General features: G+C 29.8%; 28 protein-coding genes. 3 read left to right on the top strand and 25 right to left on the bottom strand.

Annotated features, from left to right (window positions below):
- Positions 1-7: 7 nt before the first annotated feature.
- Genes ispD through HMPREF1252_RS06050 form a run of 4 tightly spaced genes read right to left on the bottom strand, consistent with a single transcriptional unit; the run spans position 8 to position 3830 of the window.
- Positions 8-709: a 2-C-methyl-D-erythritol 4-phosphate cytidylyltransferase gene (ispD, locus tag HMPREF1252_RS06065; protein ID WP_023059917.1), complete on the bottom strand. Its 702-nt coding sequence runs from the start codon at positions 707-709 to the stop codon at positions 8-10.
- A 1-nt stretch (position 710) separates the two neighbouring features.
- A complete protein-coding gene (locus HMPREF1252_RS06060; RefSeq protein ID WP_023059862.1) occupies positions 711-2129 on the bottom strand; it encodes a penicillin-binding protein 2 in 1419 nt (472 codons plus the stop codon).
- A 6-nt stretch (positions 2130-2135) separates the two neighbouring features.
- On the bottom strand, positions 2136-3389 hold the full coding sequence (locus tag HMPREF1252_RS06055; RefSeq protein WP_023059783.1) for an FtsW/RodA/SpoVE family cell cycle protein: 1254 nt from the start codon (positions 3387-3389) through the stop codon (positions 2136-2138).
- A gap of 3 nt (positions 3390-3392) precedes the next feature.
- Complete coding sequence (locus HMPREF1252_RS06050) at positions 3393-3830, bottom strand: FHA domain-containing protein (RefSeq protein WP_008902275.1); 438 nt, start codon at positions 3828-3830, stop codon at positions 3393-3395.
- Between the two features lie 150 nt (positions 3831-3980).
- On the opposite strand from HMPREF1252_RS06050, the gene HMPREF1252_RS09325 reads away from it, so the two are divergent.
- Both HMPREF1252_RS09325 and HMPREF1252_RS06040 read left to right on the top strand, forming a co-directional pair.
- Positions 3981-4580, top strand: a complete 600-nt coding sequence (locus HMPREF1252_RS09325) for a regulatory protein RecX (protein ID WP_023059857.1) — start codon at positions 3981-3983, stop codon at positions 4578-4580.
- On the top strand, positions 4573-4836 hold the full coding sequence (locus HMPREF1252_RS06040; RefSeq protein WP_023059926.1) for a GIY-YIG nuclease family protein: 264 nt from the start codon (positions 4573-4575) through the stop codon (positions 4834-4836). Before HMPREF1252_RS09325 ends, HMPREF1252_RS06040 begins: the two co-directional genes overlap by 8 nt.
- 36 nt (positions 4837-4872) lie before the next feature.
- Here the strand turns inward: HMPREF1252_RS06040 and HMPREF1252_RS06035 are convergent, their stop codons facing one another.
- From HMPREF1252_RS06035 to HMPREF1252_RS06020, 4 genes are read right to left on the bottom strand one after another with little or no spacing between them, the layout of a single operon-like run.
- Complete coding sequence (locus tag HMPREF1252_RS06035) at positions 4873-5184, bottom strand: cytochrome c biosynthesis protein (RefSeq protein WP_036746975.1); 312 nt, start codon at positions 5182-5184, stop codon at positions 4873-4875.
- Positions 5165-6580, bottom strand: a complete 1416-nt coding sequence (locus HMPREF1252_RS06030) for a membrane lipoprotein lipid attachment site-containing protein (RefSeq protein ID WP_023059900.1) — start codon at positions 6578-6580, stop codon at positions 5165-5167. Before HMPREF1252_RS06030 ends, HMPREF1252_RS06035 begins: the two co-directional genes overlap by 20 nt.
- Positions 6581-7984, bottom strand: a complete 1404-nt coding sequence (locus tag HMPREF1252_RS06025; RefSeq protein ID WP_051338891.1) for a HAMP domain-containing sensor histidine kinase — start codon at positions 7982-7984, stop codon at positions 6581-6583.
- Entirely contained in the window at positions 7974-8669 is a 696-nt protein-coding gene (locus tag HMPREF1252_RS06020; RefSeq protein ID WP_023059852.1) for a response regulator transcription factor, read from the bottom strand. Before HMPREF1252_RS06020 ends, HMPREF1252_RS06025 begins: the two co-directional genes overlap by 11 nt.
- Positions 8670-8934: 265 nt before the next feature.
- Here HMPREF1252_RS06020 and HMPREF1252_RS06015 point away from each other — a divergent pair, with 265 nt between their 5' ends.
- On the top strand, positions 8935-10329 hold the full coding sequence (locus HMPREF1252_RS06015; protein ID WP_023059796.1) for an MATE family efflux transporter: 1395 nt from the start codon (positions 8935-8937) through the stop codon (positions 10327-10329).
- 85 nt (positions 10330-10414) lie between these two features.
- On the opposite strand, the gene guaB is transcribed toward HMPREF1252_RS06015, so the two are convergent.
- Genes guaB through HMPREF1252_RS05930 form a run of 17 tightly spaced genes read right to left on the bottom strand, consistent with a single transcriptional unit; the run spans position 10415 to position 25287 of the window.
- Positions 10415-11866, bottom strand: a complete 1452-nt coding sequence (gene guaB / locus HMPREF1252_RS06010; protein WP_023059865.1) for an IMP dehydrogenase — start codon at positions 11864-11866, stop codon at positions 10415-10417.
- 9 nt (positions 11867-11875) lie between these two features.
- A complete protein-coding gene (locus tag HMPREF1252_RS06005; RefSeq protein WP_023059818.1) occupies positions 11876-12826 on the bottom strand; it encodes a YbbR-like domain-containing protein in 951 nt (316 codons plus the stop codon).
- Positions 12819-13661, bottom strand: a complete 843-nt coding sequence (cdaA, locus tag HMPREF1252_RS06000; protein ID WP_023059856.1) for a diadenylate cyclase CdaA — start codon at positions 13659-13661, stop codon at positions 12819-12821. Before cdaA ends, HMPREF1252_RS06005 begins: the two co-directional genes overlap by 8 nt.
- A 2-nt stretch (positions 13662-13663) precedes the next feature.
- A complete protein-coding gene (locus tag HMPREF1252_RS09320) occupies positions 13664-14188 on the bottom strand; it encodes a DUF5317 domain-containing protein (protein ID WP_023059784.1) in 525 nt (174 codons plus the stop codon).
- 42 nt (positions 14189-14230) lie between these two features.
- The gene (locus HMPREF1252_RS05990; protein WP_023059794.1) at positions 14231-15061 is read right to left on the bottom strand and encodes a tetrahydrofolate dehydrogenase/cyclohydrolase catalytic domain-containing protein; all 831 of its coding nucleotides are present in this window, start codon (positions 15059-15061) and stop codon (positions 14231-14233) included.
- A gap of 48 nt (positions 15062-15109) precedes the next feature.
- The gene (locus HMPREF1252_RS05985; protein ID WP_023059882.1) at positions 15110-17125 is read right to left on the bottom strand and encodes a bifunctional 4-hydroxy-3-methylbut-2-enyl diphosphate reductase/30S ribosomal protein S1; all 2016 of its coding nucleotides are present in this window, start codon (positions 17123-17125) and stop codon (positions 15110-15112) included.
- Positions 17126-17695: a 1-acyl-sn-glycerol-3-phosphate acyltransferase gene (locus HMPREF1252_RS05980; RefSeq protein WP_023059928.1), complete on the bottom strand. Its 570-nt coding sequence runs from the start codon at positions 17693-17695 to the stop codon at positions 17126-17128.
- Positions 17696-18328, bottom strand: a complete 633-nt coding sequence (cmk, locus tag HMPREF1252_RS05975; protein WP_023059815.1) for a (d)CMP kinase — start codon at positions 18326-18328, stop codon at positions 17696-17698.
- Positions 18325-19527, bottom strand: a complete 1203-nt coding sequence (locus HMPREF1252_RS05970) for an NAD(P)/FAD-dependent oxidoreductase (RefSeq protein WP_023059789.1) — start codon at positions 19525-19527, stop codon at positions 18325-18327. The genes cmk and HMPREF1252_RS05970 overlap by 4 nt, the downstream gene beginning before the upstream one ends.
- The gene (locus tag HMPREF1252_RS05965; protein WP_023059871.1) at positions 19524-20069 is read right to left on the bottom strand and encodes a class I SAM-dependent methyltransferase; all 546 of its coding nucleotides are present in this window, start codon (positions 20067-20069) and stop codon (positions 19524-19526) included. Before HMPREF1252_RS05965 ends, HMPREF1252_RS05970 begins: the two co-directional genes overlap by 4 nt.
- On the bottom strand, positions 20066-20770 hold the full coding sequence (locus HMPREF1252_RS05960; RefSeq protein ID WP_023059907.1) for a pseudouridine synthase: 705 nt from the start codon (positions 20768-20770) through the stop codon (positions 20066-20068). The genes HMPREF1252_RS05965 and HMPREF1252_RS05960 overlap by 4 nt, the downstream gene beginning before the upstream one ends.
- Complete coding sequence (scpB, locus tag HMPREF1252_RS05955) at positions 20767-21306, bottom strand: SMC-Scp complex subunit ScpB (protein WP_008902294.1); 540 nt, start codon at positions 21304-21306, stop codon at positions 20767-20769. The genes HMPREF1252_RS05960 and scpB overlap by 4 nt, the downstream gene beginning before the upstream one ends.
- 1 nt (position 21307) lies before the next feature.
- On the bottom strand, positions 21308-22018 hold the full coding sequence (locus HMPREF1252_RS05950; RefSeq protein ID WP_023059838.1) for a ScpA family protein: 711 nt from the start codon (positions 22016-22018) through the stop codon (positions 21308-21310).
- A complete protein-coding gene (locus HMPREF1252_RS05945; protein ID WP_023059787.1) occupies positions 21997-22644 on the bottom strand; it encodes a site-2 protease family protein in 648 nt (215 codons plus the stop codon). Before HMPREF1252_RS05945 ends, HMPREF1252_RS05950 begins: the two co-directional genes overlap by 22 nt.
- Positions 22645-22698: 54 nt before the next feature.
- Positions 22699-23949 (bottom strand): thymidine phosphorylase, encoded by a 1251-nt coding sequence (locus tag HMPREF1252_RS05940; RefSeq protein ID WP_023059869.1) that lies wholly within the window; start codon positions 23947-23949, stop codon positions 22699-22701.
- Position 23950: 1 nt separating this feature from the next.
- Positions 23951-24751, bottom strand: coding sequence for a purine-nucleoside phosphorylase (locus tag HMPREF1252_RS05935; RefSeq protein WP_023059795.1), 801 nt, complete (start codon positions 24749-24751; stop codon positions 23951-23953).
- Positions 24751-25287, bottom strand: a complete 537-nt coding sequence (locus tag HMPREF1252_RS05930; protein ID WP_023059887.1) for an NUDIX hydrolase — start codon at positions 25285-25287, stop codon at positions 24751-24753. The genes HMPREF1252_RS05935 and HMPREF1252_RS05930 overlap by 1 nt, the downstream gene beginning before the upstream one ends.

Below are 25287 nucleotides of genomic sequence, written 5' to 3'. Positions count from 1 at the left end.
TCCTTTATTAAATATCTGTACTATTTATTAAAACTTCAGCTATTAGTAAATCTTCTGGTGTAGTTATCTTTATATTTTTATAGCTTCCCATCAAAATTTTAACCTTGCCACCATTTTTTTCAACAAAACTTGCATCGTCAGTGCCTGTGAAGTCTTCTTCCATAAGCCTATTATAAGCTGATACTATAATATCTTTTAAAAATACTTGAGGCGTTTGAATTTGAAATAATTCACTTCTAACAGGTGTAAAATCTACATTCATATTTGATTTTGAAACTTTGATTGTATCTTTTACAGGTACACCTACAACAAGTGATCCTGTTTCATTTACCTTTTCAATTGAAAGATCTATCAGCTCTGTATCTATAAATGGTCTAGCCCCATCATGTGTTAATACAATTTCAGTTTCTTCTGGTAAGTTTTTAAGTGCATTGAAGATTGAATCTGGCCTTGTTGGACCACCATAAACTATTTTGAACTTCTTATTTAGCTTTAATTTCGACAAAACTTCTCCAAGATAGCTGATGTCAGTTTCTTTAATAATTACGATTATATAATCTACGTATTTTGATTTATCAAATTTTCTTAAAGTGTGTTCCAGAACAGGAGTGTTATCTATGGTTAAAAACTGCTTATTCAGTTTCCTTTTCATTCTTGTTCCCATTCCAGCCGCTGCTATAATGGCAGTCACATAATTATCTAAATACATTTTAAATTCCTAAGTCTATGGAGTATTTCATAATATCTCCTGCTATTGGTGCTGCGATACTACTGCCGTAGTCATTTACATCTTCTAATACTACTGCTATAGCTATCTTAGGATCCTTAGCTGGAGCAAATCCAACAAACCACGCGAAGTTTTCTTGACCTTCTTGAGATTTTTGAGCTGTACCAGTCTTACCTGCAATACCATAGCCCCTTCTATAAGCATTTCTACCTGAACCTGATCCTACTACTGCTAGCATATAGTCTTTGATTTCAGCTGCTACTTCGGGAGTAAGAGCTTCGCTTAATACCTCAGGTTCCTTTTTTAAAACTATTTCTCCCTTAGGACTTATAACGGATCCCACTAAATTCGGTTGCATTAACTTGCCATCATTAGCTATAGCCGAAGCAACCATGCACATCTCAAGTGGAGTAGCAGAAACTGTTCCATGTCCTATACCTGAAGAAGCTAGCTCTGTTTTAGAGATATCATTATACTTAAATAATGAACCATGATATGGTAGGTCAAATTTAAAATTCTGGTTAAACATAAATCTATCTGCAGTCTTGCCTAAAGCTTCTGCTCCTAGATCAGTAGTCTTTTTAACAAAATAGGTATTTACAGAATTAACTAACGCTGATTTCAAATCAAGTTTTCCATAAGTTTTTTTTAGAGCATTCTTGAATACTCTACCATCTATTTCCTGGCTACCTTCATCAATATAGTTTTGGTCTATATGATTTTCTAATATAGAAGCCGCTGTTATTATTTTAAATGTAGATCCAGGTGGATACTTAGTCCAAATAGCTCTATTATAAAGAGCACCCTTATTTTGCTCTGATAGCGCCTTATTATCTTTTGCAATTGATTCAGAGTTAAAGTCAGGTAGAGAAACCATAGCAAGTATATCTCCTGTTTTAGGATCCATAGCTACGATTGCTCCTGCGGCTCCAGTTTTGCTTAGAATTTCTCTAGAATAGTTTTGTATATTTGTATTGGTAGTTAAGTAGACATTATTTCCTTTATCTAGCTCAACTTTTTTATTATAAACTGACTTCAAAACCTTAATTGATCTAGGTACTTCTAATCCAAGCAAATAATTATCATAGCTTTTTTCTATTCCAGCTTTACCCATAACTTTGTCTGAATAGCCAATAATATGAGAATATGAAATTGGAAAGTTGTACTTTCTTACAGCTTTTGCTTTATCCCCTTCTGAATAAGCAAGGATATTGCCTTCTCTATCTAAGATAGATCCTCTCTCAATATTTTGCTCTATAATTGTTTCTCTTCTGTTCGCTGGATTGTCAATTATATTTTGTCCAACAAAAACAGTAAAGTAACTTAGGTACAGAATAAGTGAAAGATATAAAACTATTACAGAAACTAGTACAACGAGTATTCTTTTATTATCTTTAAACATACTACCTCACTCATATTTATACGACATATCTTCGCTTGCAACCTGAAGTATTGCCAGACAAATAAAACTACTAAGCATCGAAGAACCTCCGTATGATATAAACGGAAGTGTTATACCAGTCATAGGAATGAATTTTACAACTCCTCCTATGTTTAAAAATGCCTGAATAGCAAATAAAGTGCTGACACATATTGCTAGTATTCTATAAAATAGATATTCTTGACTAAGTGCAATTTTATAACCTCTATATGCAAGAAGCATGAACATCATAATAATTCCTATTCCAATAAATATTCCCATCTCTTCACAAATAAATGGAAATATTGAATCCGATTCTCTAACTGGAACAAGACTTGGAAATCCTCTTCCTATTCCCTTTCCAAAGAATCCACCTTCAGCAATTGCAAAAAGTGACTGTACAATCTGTGCACCATATCTATATGGATCATTCCATGGATTGACCCAAATTGATACTCTAACCTTTACGTGGTCAAATTGTGTGTATCCAAGTACAGATCCAAGTACAATTAAAATGAAATTTATTAGCAAAATTTTTCTATCATTTTCATAAATATATACTGTTACTAAATATAGTGAAAGAAAAATTACAGACATACCTAAATCTCTTTCGATAAATAATATGCCTATAAAGAAATAAGTTATAAAAAGTAGATTATAAGCAGGCTTGTTTTTGTTTACAATGTCCATTTTATATCTATATTTTGTAAAATAAGAAGCTAATAAAAACATCATCAAAATCTTTGCAAACTCTGATGGTTGTACAGAAAATGAACCAATTCTAATCCAATTGTAAGACCCATATTGTCTTCCCGTTTTAAAAACTACTGCAAAAATCAAAGTAGAAACTAAAAGAATAAAAATTCCTAAAGCATAAAGCCTTGAATAATCCTCTAGTTTTCTAAATGCTCTTAACGCAAAATAGCAAACATAAAAAGAAAGAAGACCTAATAGAATCCAAACTAATTGCAAGAATCCTAAATGAGGACTTATTCTATAGATAGTTATAAGCCCAAGCGATAAAAGCATAGAAACTATCATAAATATATAGTTATCCCCTTTTGAAATTCTTCCAAGTAGAAAATTAGATATATATATAATTAAGATTAATCCTACAAATAAAATAGTGATATATATATCTATATGATTATTGTTGTAAAAGAACAATAAAACGAATGCTAAAAGTTCAAATAATAATAGAAGATCTCTAGGTCGTCTAAGTCTAGTAAAAAAGCTTAACATCTATTACCCCCTATTATCAACGAATATAAATTGAATTAAACCTACACCTATGGTGTCACCATTTCTAAGTTCAATAATATCTTCTATTTTATTTCCATTTAAAAATGTACCATTTGCTGAGTTTAAATCCTCGATAAAATAAGAACCCTCATCTTCAAAAATTTGTAGATGAACCTTGCTTACGAAATTATCTTTAATGGGAATTGTACATCTGTTAGATCTTCCCATAGTAATTTTTTTGTCTAGAACATAGTATTCTTGCATTTTAAAACTAAGAGAATCGAGCCTATTTACAACCTTTAAATAACAGGAGTCTATACTCGCTCCTACCTCGCTCATAGATTTAATATCTAAATACATAAGCCTAATAATACTTATTATAAAAATATAAATAATCACAATAAAAACATACTTAAGTACTTGTGAGACTATTTCAAACATATTTCACCTCATTATTACTTACTTTATAATAACATAAAATCATTATTTTTTACATAGAAAGATATAGAATTACTGTTAAAATCAACTTTTCCTCTTGGAATATCAATTGAGAATTAAATAACCATGTGATACAATCGAAATGAGGTAAATATGAATATTTTAAAAATTAGCTTTGATAAAAATACCAGGAAATACATGGTAGAGACTGATAAAGAAACTTTCTATGTATATGAATCAACATTCGTAAAATTTAATCTATATGTTGGTAAAGAAATAGACGAAGAAACTTGCGAAAAGTTTAGCTATTATGATAAATTTCACGAAGCCAAAACAATATCTTTTAAGTTTCTAAAAAATTTAAAGACTGAATTTGAACTTCGAATGAAGTTAAAAAATTCATATATAGATGATGAAATAATAGATGAAACTATTAAATATATATATAGTTTAGACTTACTAGATGATAAAGACTATGCTTATAGTTATGCTCAGGATAAGAGTAAATTTAACAGATGGGGCAAAAATAAAATAAAATTTAAATTAAAAGAAAAAGGAGTTCCTGATAAATATATAGATTTAGCATTAGAAACAATATCCGATGACAATGAACTAAAAAATATTAGAAAAGATAAAGAAGCTAAAGAAAGATCTCTTAAGCCTGATGCTAAGAATAGAAAGGCTAAAATAATGAACTTTTTATACAGACGTGGGTACAGCATAAGTTTAATCAATAAGGTTATCGATGAATAAGTATTATGTTTATATAGTAAAATGTAGGGATAATACCCTTTATACAGGTATAACTACAGACTTAGAGAAGAGGCTTACTAAACACAATCAATGCACAGGCGCAAAATATACTAGAGGTAGGACTCCTGTAGAGTTAGTTTATTATGAGAATGGATATACAAAATCAGAAGCTTTAAAAAGGGAGATATCAATAAAAAAATTAACTAGAATAAAGAAGGAAAAATTAATAAATAGTTTTAATAACACAAAAAAATAAAAGAAGGTAGGTTTATAAAACTTACCTTCTTAATTTTTAATTGCTTACTATTCCAATAATTAGAGCAAATAATATGCTGACTAAACCTGCAGCAACACATGTTATAAATATAAAAATGTTGTTCAAGCTAACAGGATCAAACAGATTGTCTATTACTGAAAAGATCGAGAATAAGCCTACAAATATGAGTACAATACCTGGTAGATACTTAACAAATTTAAGTTTTCTAGCTACAAAATTAAGCACTAGAGTCACAAAAACCGCAACTCCTATCATGACCAATGCAACACCCATGTACTCAGTATTGCCCGGAAAAATTTCTGTTATTTTACTTAATAATTTCCCCATTTGTTCCTCCCAATGTACTAATAAACTTCTGCCATGTATTAGTATAATCTCCTGTACTCCATTCAGTCATAATGGCTACTGGGTTCTTTATATCATCTTTATAAATCTCTTTCTTATCTATCTTTCCTCTATCTAAATTATAAACCATTATCCTATTATTTTCCAAGGTTATAATAAATTTATTATTAGGCGTTGTGAAAGCATCTGTTACAGCAGGAAGTGTCTTTCTAATATTGATTATAGGTATGGACAAACTTTCATATTTAACAATCTTTTTAGGGACAAGTACATTTATATCGAAGTCAGTATACTTATCGTAGTCAACGTATTGCGCCCTGCCAAAGAATTTCCAAAAACCTCTATTTCTTCTAAGCCCAAAATTAAAATCATCTATTATAACATTCTTGTCAGTAGAAATTTTGGATTTGGCACTTTCAGAAAATATTTTATCTCCATCTTCAAATAAGTCTTCAAGAGAAAGGCTTTTATCGGCGTCTTCTCTACCTAATGACCTAAAATTTAAACTAATAAGCTCACCTTTTTGTGATTTTATATCCATTCCATAATAATCTGAACTTAGATAGTTGATTTCTTTCTTAGTTCCAGTGGCTTCATCTTTTGTAAGAGTCTTTTCAGAAACCATAGTTTTGCCTACTACATAATCACCATGATCTGTAGAATGCACTCCTACTTCTACAAATTCATTGTCTTTTGGACAGATAAGTTTATCCAACTTTTGAACTTCTTGAAGATTGTTGCCTTCAAACTTGAAAAAATATGTTGCGTAGGAAACCTTGTTATTTTCATTAAATTTTAGTCCTAAAAGAAAACCATTTAACGAATCCTTTTTAGAACCATCCATATAAACAAGACCACTATCTACATTTCTAAGAACCATTTCTTCAAAATCTTTTTCATCAATATCATCTTTGACTTTAGATAATTTAATAAATGAAGAACCCATTCCATTCATAACAACATATGTGTTTTCAGGGCTTTCTTTAATTATCTCGCAAAAGAAATCACCACTACTATACACATCTATTACTTCCAACATATCACTTTTAATTTCTAATTTTTCTTTGTTAGTGTTATATTTGTTAAGTAAATAATTGAGTGCATTTACATTCTTAACTTTAAAGTTAGGATTTTGAATATAGTACTCCCCGATCAATGCGCCGTTTGTGCTAAATCCAACTTCTTTTCCTATGAAATCTTTTAAACCAAATGAATCTACGATATCTTTATTATCCACGATTATTTTGGAAATAGTATATTGTCCACTAAGTGGTGTGTTTGAAATTGTAGGTTTTTCTATTTCTGTAAACTCTTCTTTAATTATTGTGCAACCTGTGAGCATGAAGATACATGTTATTATTAATAATATTTTTTTCAATTATGCTATTCCTTCTGTAACTATCGGTATCTTAACCTTAACCACAGTCCCAATATTTTCTTCTGAAAAAATATCTAAAGAACCGCCGTGAAGTTTTGCTATTTCCTCTGATATAGATAGGCCCAAGCCAGAATGACTTTTCGAATGTCTACCTTTATAAAACTTTTCTTTTACTAAATTAATTTCTTCTTTACTTATTCCAACGCCATTATCAGATACAATTATGACGAAATTTTCATTCTCAACTTCTGTTTTTATCTTGACCCATCCTTTTTCAGATGTGAATTTAATTGCGTTGTCGAGGAGATTAATTAGTATTTGCTTAATTCTATTTTCATCTCCTACAGTTATAACTATGTCAGGATAAATTTCAGTTATAAACTCCAGTCCATTTAGATTAGCGCGAAGTTTCATCTGTTTTGCAACAGAAATAACTGTGGAGGTAATATTAAATGTATCCTTATCAAGAGTAATCCTTCCAGAAATGAAACGAGAAAAATCTAGTAAATCTTCTACCATTTTAGAAAGTCTATCAGATTCTTTTTCTATAATAGAAAGACCATCCTCCATAAGTTCTTCATTCTCCAATGAATCTTTTAAAACTACTGCCCACCCTTTAATGGATGTAAGTGGAGTTCTAAGTTCATGAGAAATAGATGATATAAAATCATTTTTAATTTTATCTTTATTCACTATTTCGTCAGCAAGCGCGTTCAAAGCATCAGCGAGTGACTCTATTTCATCTCCAGTGTTAATATTTGCCCGTGATTTATATTGACCATCGATGTACAGAGAAGCTATTGTAGTTAACTCTCTAATTGGTTTTACAATAGTGTCTGCTATATAAGTAGCTGCAGTAATTGCAATAATCATAACAACTGCAGAAAATGCAAATATTGCTATTGCAGTATTAATAATTACGCTATTTTGAGATTTCAAACTTGATAAGAATCTCATATACCCAATAGTTTCGTTATTCGAATTTTCTATTTTACTAGTTACAGCAATGACAAACTCATTTCTTATATTATTTTTTCCTATCCAAGTTCCATAATTTTTTGTGTTTGCATCCCTAATATCAGAAGTATTTATTGGATTTTTATCTGTAACTCCTATGTTATCCATCAGAATTACTCCATCTTTATTTAAGATTTGAATTTCTGATGGTACATCTAGAAATAATAAATCAATTTCATCTGAAACAAGGGATTCTAATGATCTATCAGCATAGTTTTTATAATAATAGTCCATTGATATTTCAAGTCTATTTACTAGCTGACTTTCAACTGCCTTGTAGTAGAATTCCTTTATACCAAGTATTAAAAATATATCAGTTAAAAGAACAACTAGAAGCGTAAGAATAGTAAAATTATTTCTTAACCTATTACTTATACTATTTTTCATCATTCCATCTGTATCCTAATCCCCATACGGTTTCAATGTATTTTGGGTCTGCTGAATCTCCTTCAATTTTAGATCTAAGCCTTCTTATATTTACATCAACGATTTTAGAATCACCAATAAACTCTTCTCCCCAAACTTTATTTAAAAGCTCTTCCCTAGTTATAGCTCTTCCTTTATTTTCCAAAAATGTTTTCATAATTAAAAATTCTGTTGGAGTTAAATCTAATTCTTTCCCAGCTTTGTAAAACTTTCTAGAATATGTATCCATCTTGAAAATATCAGATTCAATAATATTTTTCTTGTCATCTTCATCTTCTGGAATAACTCTTCTTTCTAAAGATTTAATCCTAAGAGTAAGTTCTGTTGGATTAAAAGGTTTAGTCATATAGTCGTCTGTTCCATATTGTAGACCCATTATTTTATCATAATCTTCTGCTTTAGCTGTAAGCATTATAATTCCTAAGTCCTTATATTTCTTTCGTAATGTTTCACAAACTTTAAATCCGTCAATTCCAGGTAACATTACATCCAAGACAACTATTTTTATATCTTCTGAATCAGCAATTTCTATGCCTTCTTCTCCTGTTCCAGCTTCGTAAACATCGTATCCTTCTCTTTCTAGATTTATTTTAATAAATTTTCTTATAGCATCTTCGTCTTCAACAAGAAGTATTTTTGTTTTCATTTAATCCTCCAAGTAATCTCATAAGTTTAAAATTTAAGAGATACAGTATCTATTTTATTGGCTAAACTTCAGTATTTAACAAATATATATTACTTTAATATTATCACAAAATAAAGATGTTGTACACTTTGTACACTATGGCAATTTTATAAGTTTTTGCTTATTAGTAAATAATAATTTTTAAAATTCTATTAAAATATATCGTATATTTGTTAGTCACATTATATTATGTTAAAATATTACTTATCGAATAAAGGAAGGTTTTATGAGCAATAATATAAATTTAACAACAAGAGCCGATATAAGAAATAGAATTTGGCAACTTTCTTACCCTGCAATGGTTTCTATGTTACTTCAAACGGTTTATGATTTAGTTGATATGGCTTGGGTTGGACAGATATCAAAACAGGCAATTGCAGCCGTTACTATATTTTCAACAATATTTTGGCTTTTTTTATTTTTTAATGAACTTATCGGTGCTAGTTCAGTATCTATGATTTCTCAAAATTATGGAAAAGGCGACAAAGAAATGACAAGACTTGTTTCAGAGCAAACTATGTCTTTCAAAGTTTTTATGGGATTTATTTCAGGTGTTTTACTGTACTTCACCATTAATCCACTATTAAATTTCTATTTAAAAAATCCATCCACAGTTAAATTAGCTATGGATTATGGATATATAAGAATATTTTTTCTTCCCGCAATGTATGCATCTTATTCTGTAAACACAATATTTAGATGCCAGGGAGATCCAAAAACTCCGATGAAAATTATGATTTTTTCAACAATTTTAAATATTATATTAGATCCAATTCTTATGTTTGAAACCATTCCATTTACAAACATCCCTGGATTTAATATGGGAGTTAAAGGTGCAGGAATGGCTACAGTCATTTCTGTAATGTTTTCATTAATATATGGATTATCTATTTTATTATCAGGAAAAAATGAAATATACGTATCATTAAAAGGATTGTTTAAATTAAACTGGAACATAGACTTAGACTTACTTAAGATTGGTCTTCCAAACGCGCTTAAACAGTTTGCAGGCGGTCTATTTATGGCAATAATGGTAAAATTTGTTTCCCATTACGGCGACTCTGTAATTACTGCTGTTGGAATAATTGCAAAGCTACAAACATTTATATACATGCCAGTAAATGGACTGATGATGGGAGGAAGCATTGTCGTTGGTCATTTCTTAGGTAGAAGAGAAATAGAAAATGCTGAAACTTCAGCATCAATAGCTTCTAGGATAAATTTTTTAATTATGGCATTTTTCTCAATACTATTTGCAATTTTCCCTCAATATCTTTTTAGTATTTTTAATAAAGACCCTGAAATAATTCAAATGGGAAAAGAATTAGTACCTATCGTAACCCTTACCATACCTCTAACAGGATATGCATTCGGACAATCCATAGTGTTTATGGGTTCAGGCTATACAAAACCTTACTTGGTAGGTTCGCTGGTCTCTCAATGGCTACTACAGCTTCCATTCGTTGCCATATGTGTATATGTACTAAAACTATCATATAGATCCATTGCATTTTCATTTCCTCTTGCAGATATAGTATATTTTGTAATTATACTAATATTCTTTAAGTCTGGAAAATGGAAAACTATGGATGTTACTAAAAAAATAAATAGTAATATGTAGTTATAAAATAAATAATTTTCATATAAAACAAAAGATATTTAAACTAAAAAAGAAACCTTCTAAAAGGCTTCTTTTTTTTGTTTTATTATTTACTTATATAGTTTGGTGATTCTCTAGTTATTGTTATATTGTGTGGATGGTTTTCAATAAGGGTTGCAGGAGTTATCTTCATAAATTTAGAATTATTCATTAATTCTTCTATATTTCTTGAACCTGTATAGCCCATTCCTGATCTCAAGCCACCCATAAGTTGGTAAACAACATCTCCAACAGAACCTTTGAATGGTACTCTACCTTCTACTCCTTCAGGTACTAATTTCTTTGTATCATTTTGGAAATATCTGTCTGAAGATCCAGCTTTCATAGCGCCTATTGAACCCATACCTCTGTAAGTTTTATATCTTCTACCTTCAACAAATATTTCTTCTCCCGGTGATTCATCAGTACCAGCAAATAGTGATCCTATCATTATTACGTTTGCTCCAGCAGCTATAGCTTTAGCAACATCTCCTGAATACTTAATACCACCATCTCCTATAATTGGTTTTCCGAATTCTCTTGCAGCTTTTGCAGCTTCAAGAATTGCTGTTATTTGTGGAACACCAACACCAGATACCACTCTAGTTGTACATATTGATCCAGGTCCAATACCAACTTTGACACAGTCTGCTCCAGCTTTGAAAAGATTTTTTGTTCCGACATAAGTTGCAACATTTCCAGCTATAAGTTGTACATTTGGATAATGATGTTTTATATTTCTTATAGCATCTAGTACTCCTTTGGATTCTCCATGAGCAGTATCAACTGTAATAACATCTACCTTTGATTTAACAAGAGCATCTACCCTGTCTAGTATATCTTTAGTTATACCTACAGCAGCTCCAACTAATAATCTTCCTGATGCGTCTCTTGCAGAATCAGGATAATCTTTCATTTTTTCAATATCTTTTATGGTAATAAGTCCCTTTAGATAGTAATTATCGTCTACTAATGGAAGTTTTTCTATTTTATGACTCTTTAATATTTTAAGTGCATCGTCTAAGTTTATATTTTCTGGTGCAGTTATTAGATTTTCAGATGTCATAACTTCACAAATTGGTCTTTCATAATTAGTTTCAAATCTGATATCCCTATTAGTGATTATTCCTTCTAAATGTCCTTTTTCATTTACAATAGGAACACCAGAAATTTTGTAATTAGACATTATATCAAGGGCATCTTTGATTTTATGATCTTTAGTCAAAAAGAAAGGATCAGTAATAACTCCATGTTCAGATCTCTTTACTCTGTCTACTTCTTTTGCTTGTTCTGCTATAGGCATATTTTTGTGAATTATACCTATACCTCCAACTCTTGCCATTGCTATAGCCATCGCTGATTCTGTTACTGTGTCCATACCAGCACTCATTAGTGGTATGTTTAGCTTAATATCATTTGTTAAGTAAGTTGTAAGATCAGCCTCATGTGGCAAAATTTCTGAATATGATGGCATCAAAAGAATATCATCAAATGTTAGTCCGTCTCCTATAAATTCCATATTACCTCCTTAATTATTTGTATTTTCATCAGATGTCAATTTAATTATAAAATTATTTGAAGCATCTACTAAGCTAACGCCTTCTGGAAGATCTAACTGCACATGAATTGGTCCCTTTTCCAAATCTTTTATATTAAATGGAACTGTAGGTATCTCTTTAACTTTGTTGATAACTGCACTATTCCCTTTAATTAAAACAGCATTAGGATCAACAGCCACGTGACTTTGATTTACTATATTTGAATATCCAAAAGGTCTCATTTTAATTGGAACAGTTTCTGTTTTTAAAACAGGAACTCCCACTTCAATTTTTTCAGGATTTAGTGTAACTCCAGATAATTCATCATGATTCTTATCTAAAACTTTAACTTTTTCAGTAAGAATAGTAGTTTCTGAAATTCCTGAAATATTAACTGTACATACTAATTTATCAATGGTATCTACTAATGATTTGGCGCCTGTTACTTCTATTTCAGTTTCAGGTGACATCTTACCAAGGACATAATCTTTAGCAAGACTACCAACCGTATTAATAGATACCTTCATATTTTTACTTATTTTTTCATCAATTTTAAAAATAGCTGAATCAGGTTCAAATCTTTCTGCTCTAATTCCTTTATCTAGTACATTTATAAATATCGGTATTTTCTGTTCACCGGATGTAGCATTTTTAAAATCAACATAGGCTACAATTGCCTCTTTTCTGATATTTCTCATATCAGATGTTTTTCCTTTTAAAGTAACATTAACTGTAAGCTCACTTGGAGACATAAGTACGAGATTATTATCCTTTAGAGAAAGAACATTATCATACCTAACAGGTATCCCCTTTATAGTTTCTATTGTCTCTGGATCCACTTCATTTCTTACATATGAAAAAAGTAAAAGCGCAAATATTATTGAAAATAATTTCATAGTAGTATTTTGACCCAATATATTCTTAAACATATCTTTATTCATTTTCAATATCTTCACCTTTTCCCTTTGATCTAGCAAAAAATTTAGTAAACACTGTATCATCCATTGAATTAGAATACAGAGATGTAAGGATATTTTCAAGAGTTTCTATATCTAAGTATCTGCTTATTTCACCATTTTCAGCTATAGAGATACTTCCATTTTCTTCAGAAACTATAAGAGATAAAGCGTCGGATCTTTCCGTAACACCAATACCCGCTCTATGTCTTGTTCCAAGTTCTTTCGCGATACTATTTGAATCAGATAGTGGTAAAAAACATGCTGCCGCCTTAATTCTATCACCTTTAATTATAACCGCTCCATCGTGAAGAGGTGTATTTGGAATAAATATATTTATTAATAGAGAACTACTTATATAGCTATCTAATCTAGTACCTGTATCAGCTATATCATCTAATCCTGTTTTTCGTTCAAATATTATTAAAGCTCCAATTTTTTGTCTAGAAAGAGAAGCCACTGCATCTACTACTTCTGTTACCTGAGAAGGAACTTTATTATCTTTATTTAATAAAGCATTTTTAATTGAGCTAGTTCTACCTAAAAACTCTAACCCCCTTCTAAGTTCTGGTTGAAATACAATTAAAATTGCAATAAAACCAAAATTCATTATATTAGAAAAGATCCATTTTATAGTATAAAGTCTTAATAAGTCTGAAATTTTTGTAAGTATTAAAATTACCAAAATTCCTTTAAAAAGCTGTTCTGCTCTTGTTCCTTTAATAATCTTTATAACATAATAAAACATGATTGCTACTAAGGCGACATCCACAATGTCTTTAAACCTTATTAGCTCGAAAAATTTTAGTATAAAGTCCACTTTTAATTCTCCTTAGACGACAAAATATATATAAATATTCCTATTGAAATCAATATATCTCCTATACTTATTAATCTTGGATAGATGTAAGGCATTGGAATAGGAATAATATCAGATAAAAATTTAAGTTTAGCATTATCAATAAAACCATGACTTAAAATTTTTCCGCTTTTTATCATTTCATATTTGTCATAATTCATTACTAAATGTGCAAATTTTTCTGAAACAGGCATTTTTTTATTTAAAAAAATAACCAATGAATTAAGTAGTGTTCCTAGTCCACAAATATAGAGCCTCTTCCCATTTAAAAAGAAAAATATTGATAACAAAAATAAAAATATTGAATCAATCAAGTAATAATTATTAGATAAAAATTCAATACTAAAAAAATTTTTAACTAATAATTTCGAGATAACAATTATAAATAAAAAATATACATTTTTTAAATTGAAATTATTAATAAATTTAAAATTTTTATCTTTAAAATATCTAATAATTAAACCCACAAGAGTTAATTCTATTATCATAATTACCTCTTATAATAAATAATATCACAGACTTCTTTTAAACTACAAGTAGTAGCTAAGTATTTCTTTTATAAGTAAACTCTTAGTAATCCTGCCTACACCGCCAGGTACCGGACTAATTGCAGCGACTTTTTCAACAACATCATCGAATAAGACATCCCCTGTTACTTTGCCAGATTTATAATTTGTAGAAATGTCTACTACGATATTTTGAGAATTAAAATAACTAGAATCAAAAAAATCTGCTTTCCCTATTGCAGTAAAAATATACTTATTATTCTTTATTAAAGATTTTAAATCTTTAGATTTAGAATGTGCAATAGTCACTGTAGCATTTTCTTTAAGTAGCATTAGGCTAAGAGGTATTCCAACCACTTGAGACCTATTGACAACAAGACATTTTTCACCAGTTAAATCGTATCCATAGAATTTTAATAGTTCTAATGAAGCTAGAGCTGTTATAGGAACATGTCCAGAAAAATCTAAATCATAAATTTTAGCTTTACTTCTAAAATTAACAGCATCTAGATCCCTTTTATAATCTATTATGTCATCAAGTTTTGATTCTAATTCTTTATTTTTAAATGGTTTTAATAAGAGTATGCCTCCTATGGAATCATCATCTAAATATTTTTTAACTTGACCTATGATTTCATTTTCATTATCATCTTCATTAAAAATTAACTTAATATGTTCCCCACCATAGCTATTTATAGTTTTTTCAAGAGATTTTTCATAAAGAATAGAACCGTAGTCATCACCAACTCGTATGCTTAATAGTTTGACCTTAATATTCTTTTCTTTTAGCTCTTGTAAAATTTCTAAATTTTCTTCGTTTATTTTATTTTCTAAATCTATCGCTTTTAATAACATTTAACACCTTATAAAAAAGCTTCCCTTAACGGGAAGCTAAATTTCTAATTATTCACCTAAATTATCAAGGTCAATGTCGATTAGATCTCCAATTGTTGTATTAAATTCATCTTGTTTTGGTTCGATAATTTCTGGTTTAAATTCTTTCTTTGGTCTTTCTTTTTTAACTCTAGGTTTTTCTTCTTTCTTTTCTGGTTCTGGAAGAAGAGCCTTGATTGAAAGAGATATCTTTTTATTTTCTTCATCTATATCTGTAACTTTAACAGTTACTTCATCGCCGATATTTAGTATATCAGCAGGTTTTTCGATATGATCTCTTGAAATTTGAGATACGTGAAGAAGTCCATCAACACCTGATTCTAATCTTACAAAAGCTCCAAAATCAAGTAGATTTACAACATGTCCTATAACTGTATCTCCAACTTCAACTGATGAAACAAATTCATCCCAAGGTCTTTTAGTAGTTTGTTTTAATCCTAGTGCAATTCTATTTTTTTCTTCATCAAGGTTTAAAATTTGTACTTCAACATTTTCTCCTGGAGCTACTACTTCTGAAGGATGTTTAATTCTATTCCAAGACATTTCTGAAATATGAATTAGTCCATCAACTCCTCCAACATCTACGAATGCTCCAAAGTCAGTAAGTCTTTGTACTGTACCTTCAATTACATCACCTTCGTGAAGTTTTGAAAATACTTCTTTTCTTGTATCTTCAAATTGTTTTTCTTCTATATTTTTTCTAGAAAGAACAATTCTTCTCTTAGCCTTATCGAAATCTATAATTTCACATTCAAGGTCTTGACCAACGAATTTATTTAAATCTCTTTGGAATCTCATAGCTACATGTGAAGCAGGTATAAAAGCTTTTAGACCATCTACATCTGCAGTAAGTCCACCTTTAACTACATTCTTAACATGAGCAACTACATTTTCCTTATTTTCGAATTTTTGTTCAAACTCGTCCCAAACTTTCATAGCTTCAACTCTTTTATGAGATAAAACTACATTACCATCACCATCATCAATTTTAACTACATAAACTTGAATGGTATCTCCTGGTTTAAACAAATCAGATGGTTTTACATCAGGGTTTGAAGATAATTCTTCTCTTGAAACTATTCCATCAGATCTGTATCCGATGTTAACCATAATTTCATTGTCGGTTACATAAAGGACTTCCCCTTCTACTATTTCGCCACGTCTAACTCTTTTAAATGAGTTTTCAATGGCTTCCATCATTTCATTGTTGTCAAAATTTTCCATACTACTAACAGCCTCCTTGATTACTGAATCCGGAGTGGATGCTCCGGCAGTAATACCAATTTTATTAAATTTTTTTAACTCGTCAAGATCTACCTGATGAATATTTTCTACTAAATATACATTATCTAAATATTCTTTGGCAACGATAGCGAGTTTTTTCGTATTTGAAGAATTTACTCCTCCAAGAACGATCATTGCGTCAACTTCTTTTGCAAGATTTTTGACTTCATCTTGCCTAACTTTAGTTGCACTACAAATAGTATTATAAACTAAAACGTCATCTTTTAAAATAGCTTTTATGATATTTGTTACATTTTTAAAGAAATTTTGTTCATTTGTAGTCTGAGAAACAATAATTGATGGTTTTATTTCTATATTTTTAATGTCATCTAAATTTTCAATTATTATACCTTTATCATCACAATAAGAATTAATTCCTATTACTTCTGGATGATCTTTTTTACCTACAATAATTATCTGTCTATCTTCTTTATATTTTTCGACAATTGTATAGACATATTTAACTTTTGGGCAAACACAGTCAATTATTTCATTTTCATCATTTATTAAATCCTTAAGTATATTTTTATGAACTCCATGGGATCTTATAATTATCTTCTTATTTCTTATATTTTTATTATATTGTTTTACACCTTTAGCTGCTAATTCTTGTACAACATCTTTGTTGTGTACCAATTCCCCATAAGCGTAAGTATTATCTGAAGCATTCTCATTGGCCAATTTAACAGCTCTCTTCACTCCGAAACAAAACCCTGCAGAATTTGCTAATAAAATCTCCATTTAATCACCATAATAAACTTTTTCCATTATATTCACTGATAAATCTAAGTAGTCTTCATTAGTAAGTTTAGGGACATCTGCAAAATCTATCGGATCTCTAACTAAAAGTCTCATCTTTCGAAATATTTTATAATCTCCCTCTATATATATTGGTACAACCTTAGATTTTGTCCTTTGAGCTATCATTGATATTCCAGGTTTAACTTTTGATTCATCAAATTTTCTAACTCTTGTGCCTTCTGGAAATATGCCTAGTACAGAGTTATTTCTTAAAATAACCATAGATTTTTTTACTGCGGCAATATCCGCAATGTCTCTATCTACAGGAAATGCTCCAAGTTTATATAAAATCCTTGCCAATAACTTATTTTCAAAGAGTTCTATCTTTGCCATCCAACTAATTTTCCTCTTTATAAGGGAACTTATGAGGAGTGGATCCTGAGCATTTTTATGATTTGCAATAATTATTACAGGTCCATCTAAGGGAATTTTTTCAGATCCAATTATTTCTATATTAAATACAAGCTTATAAATTATAAATGTTATAGTCTTTAAAATTGTATAAAACATTTAATCACCTACATAAGACAAAATTTTATTTACTACATCTTCAACAGTCATTTCACTGGTATCTATATAGTTTGAATCTTTGGTTATTTGGAGCGGCGAATTTTCTCTAGTTTTATCTCTCTTATCTCTTTCTTCAATTTCTGCAATAAGTTCATCTAAAGTTATTTTGCTGTCTTTACCCTTTAAATCATTTAATCTTCTTTTTGCTCTGACCATTGGATTTGCATCTAAATAAAATTTATATTCAGCATCTTTTAATACAACTGAAGTGATATCTCTTCCCTCCATTACACAAGAAACTTTATCAGCAAGTTTTCTCTGTAAATCTACTAACTTTTCCCTAATTTCTTTATCTTTTGAAACTTTTGAAGCCAGACTAGAAATCTCATTTGTTCGAATAAAATCAGAAATATCTTTTCCATTAATAAATGTTCTCTCTTTTTTAAATTCTATATTAATCAAATCCATCCCATTCTTTAATTCTTGAAGAGATAAATTATTTTCATTCATATAGAATGCAAGAGCTCTATACATAGCCCCTGTATCAATATATTCTATACCTAATTTCTTCGCTACTTTTTTTGCAATTGTACTCTTACCTGATCCTGCTGGACCATCTATTGCTATCTTCATATGTCCTCCGAAATGCTCTTGCCGCATAGCGCTCCTGTTGACCACGCTATTTGTAAATTAAATCCACCAGTTACTGCATCTAAATCAAGTACTTCTCCTACAAAATATAATCCCTCTACTAATTTGGATTCCAAAGTAGATGGATTGATCTGTCTTAAGTCAATGCCTCCTTGAGTTATAATTCCAGTTGAAATATCCATAAGAGATTTAAAATCTAATGGATAATTTTTAATGATCTTTACTAGTTCTTGTCTCTTAGATTTTGTCATTTGATTGACAACTGTATTTTGATTTCCACTTTTATTAACAATTATTGGAATTATAGCTTTTGGCAACAATTGGTAAAGAGCATTGACTACTAATTTATTTTTATTTTCCTCAAAGTCTCTAAGTATCCTTGCATCTAATTTTTCTTCATCTAGCCCAGGTTTAAAATCAATAGATAACTTAACTTTATCTTCATCGTCTATAAAGCATGATGCAGAAAGAACTAGTGGTCCAGTTATACCAAAGTGAGAAAACATCATTTCTCCTATATCTTCAAATATAATTTTCTTATTTTTCTTAACTCTAAACTTTACATTTTTTAAACTAAGTCCAGTTAAAGAATCTTCTGGATTGTTTAACATTATCCCGCATAGACTAGCCTTAAGCTTTGTAATTTTATGTCCAAATGATTTTGCAAATTTATAACCGTCCCCTGTCGAACCTGTCATAGGATAAGAGATTCCACCTGTTGCAATTACAAGTTTATCAAACTCTTCTCCATCGATTATAAATTTATCATTTTCTTTTTTTATATTTTTTACGTTATGATTTAAAACTACTTTTACATTATTTTTATTGAGAATTTTTAAAAGTGTAGCTAGAACATCCGAAGATTTATCAGATTTCGGAAAAATCCTGCCTCCTCTTTCAACCTTTGTTGTAAGACCATTCTCATTTAAAAGTTTAATAATATCTTTATTGTCAAAATATTCAAACGCAGAGTAAAGAAACTTTTTATTTTTTACAATATTATCAAAGAACAAATCCTTTTCGCAATCATTAGTAATATTGCATCTACCTTTTCCAGTTATAAATAGCTTCTTTCCAATTTTTTCATTTTTTTCAAATATTGTTACATTGTTATTTTTTGACGCAAATATTGCAGCCATCATTCCAGCAGGTCCAGCGCCTATAATAGCTATATCTTTCATAGTTTCTCCGCCAAATAAACAATCGGAGGATTATTTATTTGATTATAAAATTCATTTTTTAAAACTCTAAACTTCTTTTGACATAAATTTTTAAAAAAAACATCAGTAATCTCACTTTCTTCAAATGATCCCTCATGTCCAATATACTGAGCAAAAAATATTACTCCACCAGGCTTTAAAACTTCCACAGAAATTTCTAAAGCTTTAGTTAAAGTCTGTCCATCAGTAATTATTTTTTTATCAGAGCCTGGTAAATATCCTGTGTTGAACACTATTAAATCAGGACTGTCTTTTAAATATCTATCCATATTGGAATGAGAATCTAAAATGAGATTATACCTATCTCTACTAAAAGTTTTTAATTTTTCCAAAGAAGACTCTATCGCCATTTCTTGAATATCAAAAGCCGTTACATGAGCATCTGTATATTTCAATATACTATATGTGTCGTTTCCATTTCCTAATGTAGCATCAACACCATAAGAAAAATTTTTTTCTTTTAATAGATTCAAAAATATATGTTTAAAATTATAACTAATCATAGAGATTTTAACTCTTTAATTTCTTCATTTGTTAAGTATCTATATGCTCCAATTTCAAGATTTGCAAGTTCTATTGGTCCAAAACTTATTCTTTTTAATTTCTTGACAGGATTTCCAATTCTTTCAAACATCTTTTTAACCTGTCTGTTTCTACCCTCATGAATAGTTACTCGTACTATTGAGTCAGACTCATATGATTTTAAAATTTTAATTTCTGACTTGCTTAATTTGTAACCATCAATGGTAATTCCATTTCTAAGTTTATCTAAACCAGATTTTGACGGAGTTCCTTCCACAGTTGCTATATATACCTTATCAATTTCTTTTCTTGGATGCATTAATTTATTTGCTAATTCTCCATCATTTGTAAGTATTAATAGTCCTGTAGTATCAATATCTAGTCTTCCAATAGGATATATTCTTTCATCATTTGGAACCAAATCTACAACTGTTTTCCTATTTTTTTCATCCTTAGCTGTAGATACAATTCCTATAGGTTTATTAATCATTACATAGGTATATTCTATAACTAATTTTAATTTTTTGTCATCAAAGTAAACTTTATCTTTTAATGGATCTACTTTATATCCTAGTTCAGTGACAACCTCTCCATTTACTTTTACTCTACCATTTAATATTAACTCTTCTGACGTTCTTCTAGATGCTACACCAGCATGAGCTAAATATTTTTGTAATCTCATTTTCCCTCCAAGAAAGTTAGCTCTTCATTTTCTTTAAAATTATCTACTTCTGGTAAATCTTCAATTTTTTCCAGACCAAACTGTTTTAAAAATTCTGAAGTTGTCCCATAAATTATTGGCTTACCTATTCTATCTAACCTTCCAACCTCAGTAATAAGATTTAGATCTGATAGAGTCTTTAAGGTATAGTCACACTTAACTCCTCTAATCTCTTCGATTTCAATCTTAGTTATCGGTTGTTTATAAGCAATAATTGAAAGGGTCTCCATTGAAGCTCCTGAAATATTCTTTTTATTTCTATCTACAACAAAATCATTTATATAATCATATATTTCAGGTTTTGTACCTATTTGCACAGAGTCATCAATTCTTATTATTCGAAGACCTCTAGATGAATTATCCATATCACCTATCATTTCATCTATATATTTATTAGTTTCTTTTTCAGATATCTCTAAAGATTTTGCAATTTCTGAAACTTTAACTTTGTCGCCCCAAGCGAATAAAATCCCTTCAATTATAGCTTTGAAATCCATTCTATCTCCTTAATATTAGGATATCACTTAAATCTTTATTCTGATCTAATGTGATCTTTCCATTCTTTGCTAATTCTAATATTGCTAAAAAATATGTGATTATATTTTCTAGACTTTGATCTTTTACAACTTCAACAAAACTAAGTTGTTTACTAGTTTTTAATTTTTCTTTTATAATATTCATAGCCATTTTGTTAGTGAAAAGCTCTGTTCTAATAGTATAATTCTTTTCTTCGGCTTTCATATTTTTAATAATATTAGAAAAAGCAATAGCTAGTTTATCTGTAGTTAAATTCTTTATAAAATCAACATCATCTATAGATGAAAAATCCTCTTGTAGTTTGTAAATACTTTTGTTTTCAAATTCATGGGAAGTCTTTAAGATACTAGAAACCTCCCTAAATTTTTCATATTCAAGAATTTTTTGAACTAACTCTTGTCTAGGATCCTCAGTCTCCTCTTCTGATTCATCTTCATCTTGATGTTTAGGTAGTAACATTTTAGATTTTATCTCTATAAGGGTCGCAGCCATAAGTATAAAGTCAGATGTAATATCCATGTTTAAAGTCTTACTCAAGTTTAAATATTCTAAAAACTGTTCAGTTATTAAATGAATTGGAATATCATAAATATCAACTTCGTTTTTTTTAATCAAGTCCAAGAGTAGATCCATTGGACCTTCATATGACTTCAAACTAATATTGTAACCCAAATTTTAACTCCTATATTAAAGAAAAAATTGACTATAGACATTATTATCGGACTTATTATTTTACTTACTACTCCTGTCATTACAAGTATAAAAAGTGCAAAGTAAAAATATCTTTCGTATTTATATACTAAATATTTCGTGTCATCTGGCATAAATGATAGTAAAATTTTAGATCCATCAAGAGGTGGAAGAGGAACAAGGTTGAACACACCAAGCATTACATTGTACCATAACACCATCATTACAAACCTATTTAAAAGTTCATAACCAGAATTTTTAACCATTAAATATGCATAGATTATTGCAAATAGAAAAGCAAATACAAAGTTTGTTGCTACTCCTGCTATAGAGATAATAAACATGCCAATATTTTTGTTGCCTTTTATTTTACTCATATTAATCGGTACAGCTTTTGCCCAACCAAATCTGAATATAACCATTGCTAAAATTCCAAGTGGATCAATATGGTTTAAAGGATTTAAAGACAATCTACCATCATCTTTTGCCGTGCTATCTCCTAGCATGTATGATGCATATCCATGAGCTATTTCATGTGGTATTATGACGAACATAAGCGCTATTGCTGTTACTAAAAAATCTTTTATGTCAGGCGTCAAAATATCCATTATTCAATCTCCTTATAAATTAACTTGTAAGGTTCACTATTTTTTTCACCTATTTTATAAGTCTTTTTTAATATTTTTTATGGCATCTTCTACTTCATCATCTTTATTTGTGTAAATAGTTGCAAGCAAATCTCCTTTGGTTACTTCATCATCAATCTTTTTATTTAGAACTATTCCAGAGCCAAGATCAAGAACTGTATCTTTAGTTATTCTACCAGCTCCAAGATCTCTAGCTACCTCTCCAATAAGTAAAGCATCGATTGATTTTACATAGCCATCACATTCTGCATAAACCTCTTGTTTTATACTAGATAATTTAAATTTTGAAGGATCTTTGATATAAGAAGAGTCTCCTCCTTGTTTTTCAACAAGTTCTACTAATTTATCTAATGCTAATCCATTTTTAACATTTTCTTCAAGTAAATTAATGGCTTCTTCTTCACAAGTACATTTTCCGCTCATCACTAGAAGCTTAGATCCAAGTTTTAAACATAGATTATACAAATCCTTAGGACCATGTCCTTTTAGTGTTTCTATAGCTTCTATAACCTCTAATGAGTTTCCAATGGCATATCCAAGTGGTTCTTCCATAGATGTAATTAAAATTTTTGTATGTCTATTAAATTTCTTGCTAACTTCAATCATCATTTTTGAAAGTTCTTCAGCCATTTCTAAATCTTTCATAAATGCGCCAGAACCAACTTTTACATCAAGCACAAGACAGTCAGCTCCCATGGCAAATTTCTTACTTAATATTGATGAAGTAATTAAAGATATATTATCTACTGTAGCAGTGATATCTCTTAAAGCGTATAGCTTTTTATCTGCTGGTGTTATATTAGAAGTTTGCCCAGCTATAGCTATCTTAATTTCATTAGTGTTATCTATTAATTCTTCTGTTGAAAGATCTATATGCATTCCTGGTATTGACTCTAGTTTATCCAAAGTACCACCAGTATGACCTAGCCCTCTACCGCTCATCTTTGCAAAAGGAATACCAAGAGATGCTACCATTGGTCCTAAAACCAGAGTTGTGGTATCTCCTACTCCCCCTGTAGAATGTTTGTCCACTTTTTTGCCTTCAATTTTTGAAAGATCTATTTTATCTCCTGACTCTATCATTGCTTTTGTAAGAGTATATGTTTCAGAAACATTAAGTCCTTTAAAATATATTGCCATGAGAAGTGCAGCCATTTGATAATCGGGAATTTTATCTTCAGTAAAATCATTAACTACATATTTAATTTCCTCATCGGTTAAAATTTGACCGTGTTTTTTCTTTTCAATAATATCATAAATATTCATCTTAGATTTCCTTTAAAATCTCAGTAATAAAATTCTTAAATGTATTTTTAACTCTATTAGATACTTCTATAACCTCTTTGTGATCAAGAGGTTTATCTAACATTCCAGCTGCCATGTTGGTTATGCATGAAATTCCAAGTACTTTTACTCCCCTATGATTAGCTACTATTACTTCTGGAACGGTGCTCATACCTACTGCATCTGCTCCAACTATCCTCGCAAATTTAACTTCAGCTGGTGTTTCATAAGTAGGACCAGAAAACCACATATAGACTCCTTCTTTTAAATCCATATCCAATTTCTTTGCTACAGCTTTTGCAGTATTTCTTAAATCTCTATCATAGGCATAGGATTGATCCAAAAATCTTGGTCCTATAGAGTCATCATTCGGTCCTATTAATGGATTTACTCCAGCAAAGTTAATATGATCAGAAATAAGCATTAAATCTCCAGGATTAAATGTTTCATTGGCTCCACCGGCTGCGTTTGTAACTATAAGTGTCTTTATCCCTAAGTCACACAAAACTTTGGTTGGATAGACAACTTTTTCTATACCAATTCCTTCATAGAAGTGAATTCTTCCTTTCATAGCTACAACTTCTAGATTACCTATATTACCAAAAATAAGTTCTCCACTGTGTCCTTTAACAGTTGATATAGGAAAGTTTTCTAATTCTCCGTATTTAATTACTACTTTATTTTCAATATTATCCGCAAAATCTCCCAAACCAGATCCTAATATTAATCCTACTTCAGGAGTTTTATTAATTTTTGATTTTATATATTCTATTGATTTATCCATTATTTACCTCTACTAAATTTATCATAAAAAAGTATTGATGAAATTGTTTTTCCATCCATTATTTCTCCAGATTCTATCATACTCATAGCTTCTTCTAACGGCATTTCAACTACTTCTAGATTTTCTCCTTCATCTAGATTTTGACCTACAAATTCTAAATCCTTTGCGTAAAAGATAGAAAGTTTCTCTGTACAAAATCCGGGAGTAGAATAAAATTCAGTCAAATATTCAATGTTTTTTGCTCTGTATCCAGTCTCTTCTTCTAATTCTCTTAGTGCTGCATCTTTTGGATTCTCATCATGTTCTATCATTCCTGCAGGAACTTCGTAAATAATTTTGTCCACAGAAATTCTATATTGTTTAACAAGTAATATCTTGTCATCGTGGATTGAAACTACTGCTACTGCATTGTCGTGAAGCACTATTTCCCTTTTGGAATATTTTTGATCAGGTAACTCCACTGTGCTTAACTTAACAGATAAAATTTTTCCTGAATAAACTTTTTCAGACTTTATTGTTCTTTCTATAATCTCCAT

This window comes from Peptoniphilus sp. BV3AC2 (genome assembly GCF_000478945.1).
Lineage (GTDB): Bacteria > Bacillota > Clostridia > Tissierellales > Peptoniphilaceae > Peptoniphilus_B > Peptoniphilus_B duerdenii.
This window is presented reverse-complemented; position numbering and strand designations above follow the sequence as displayed.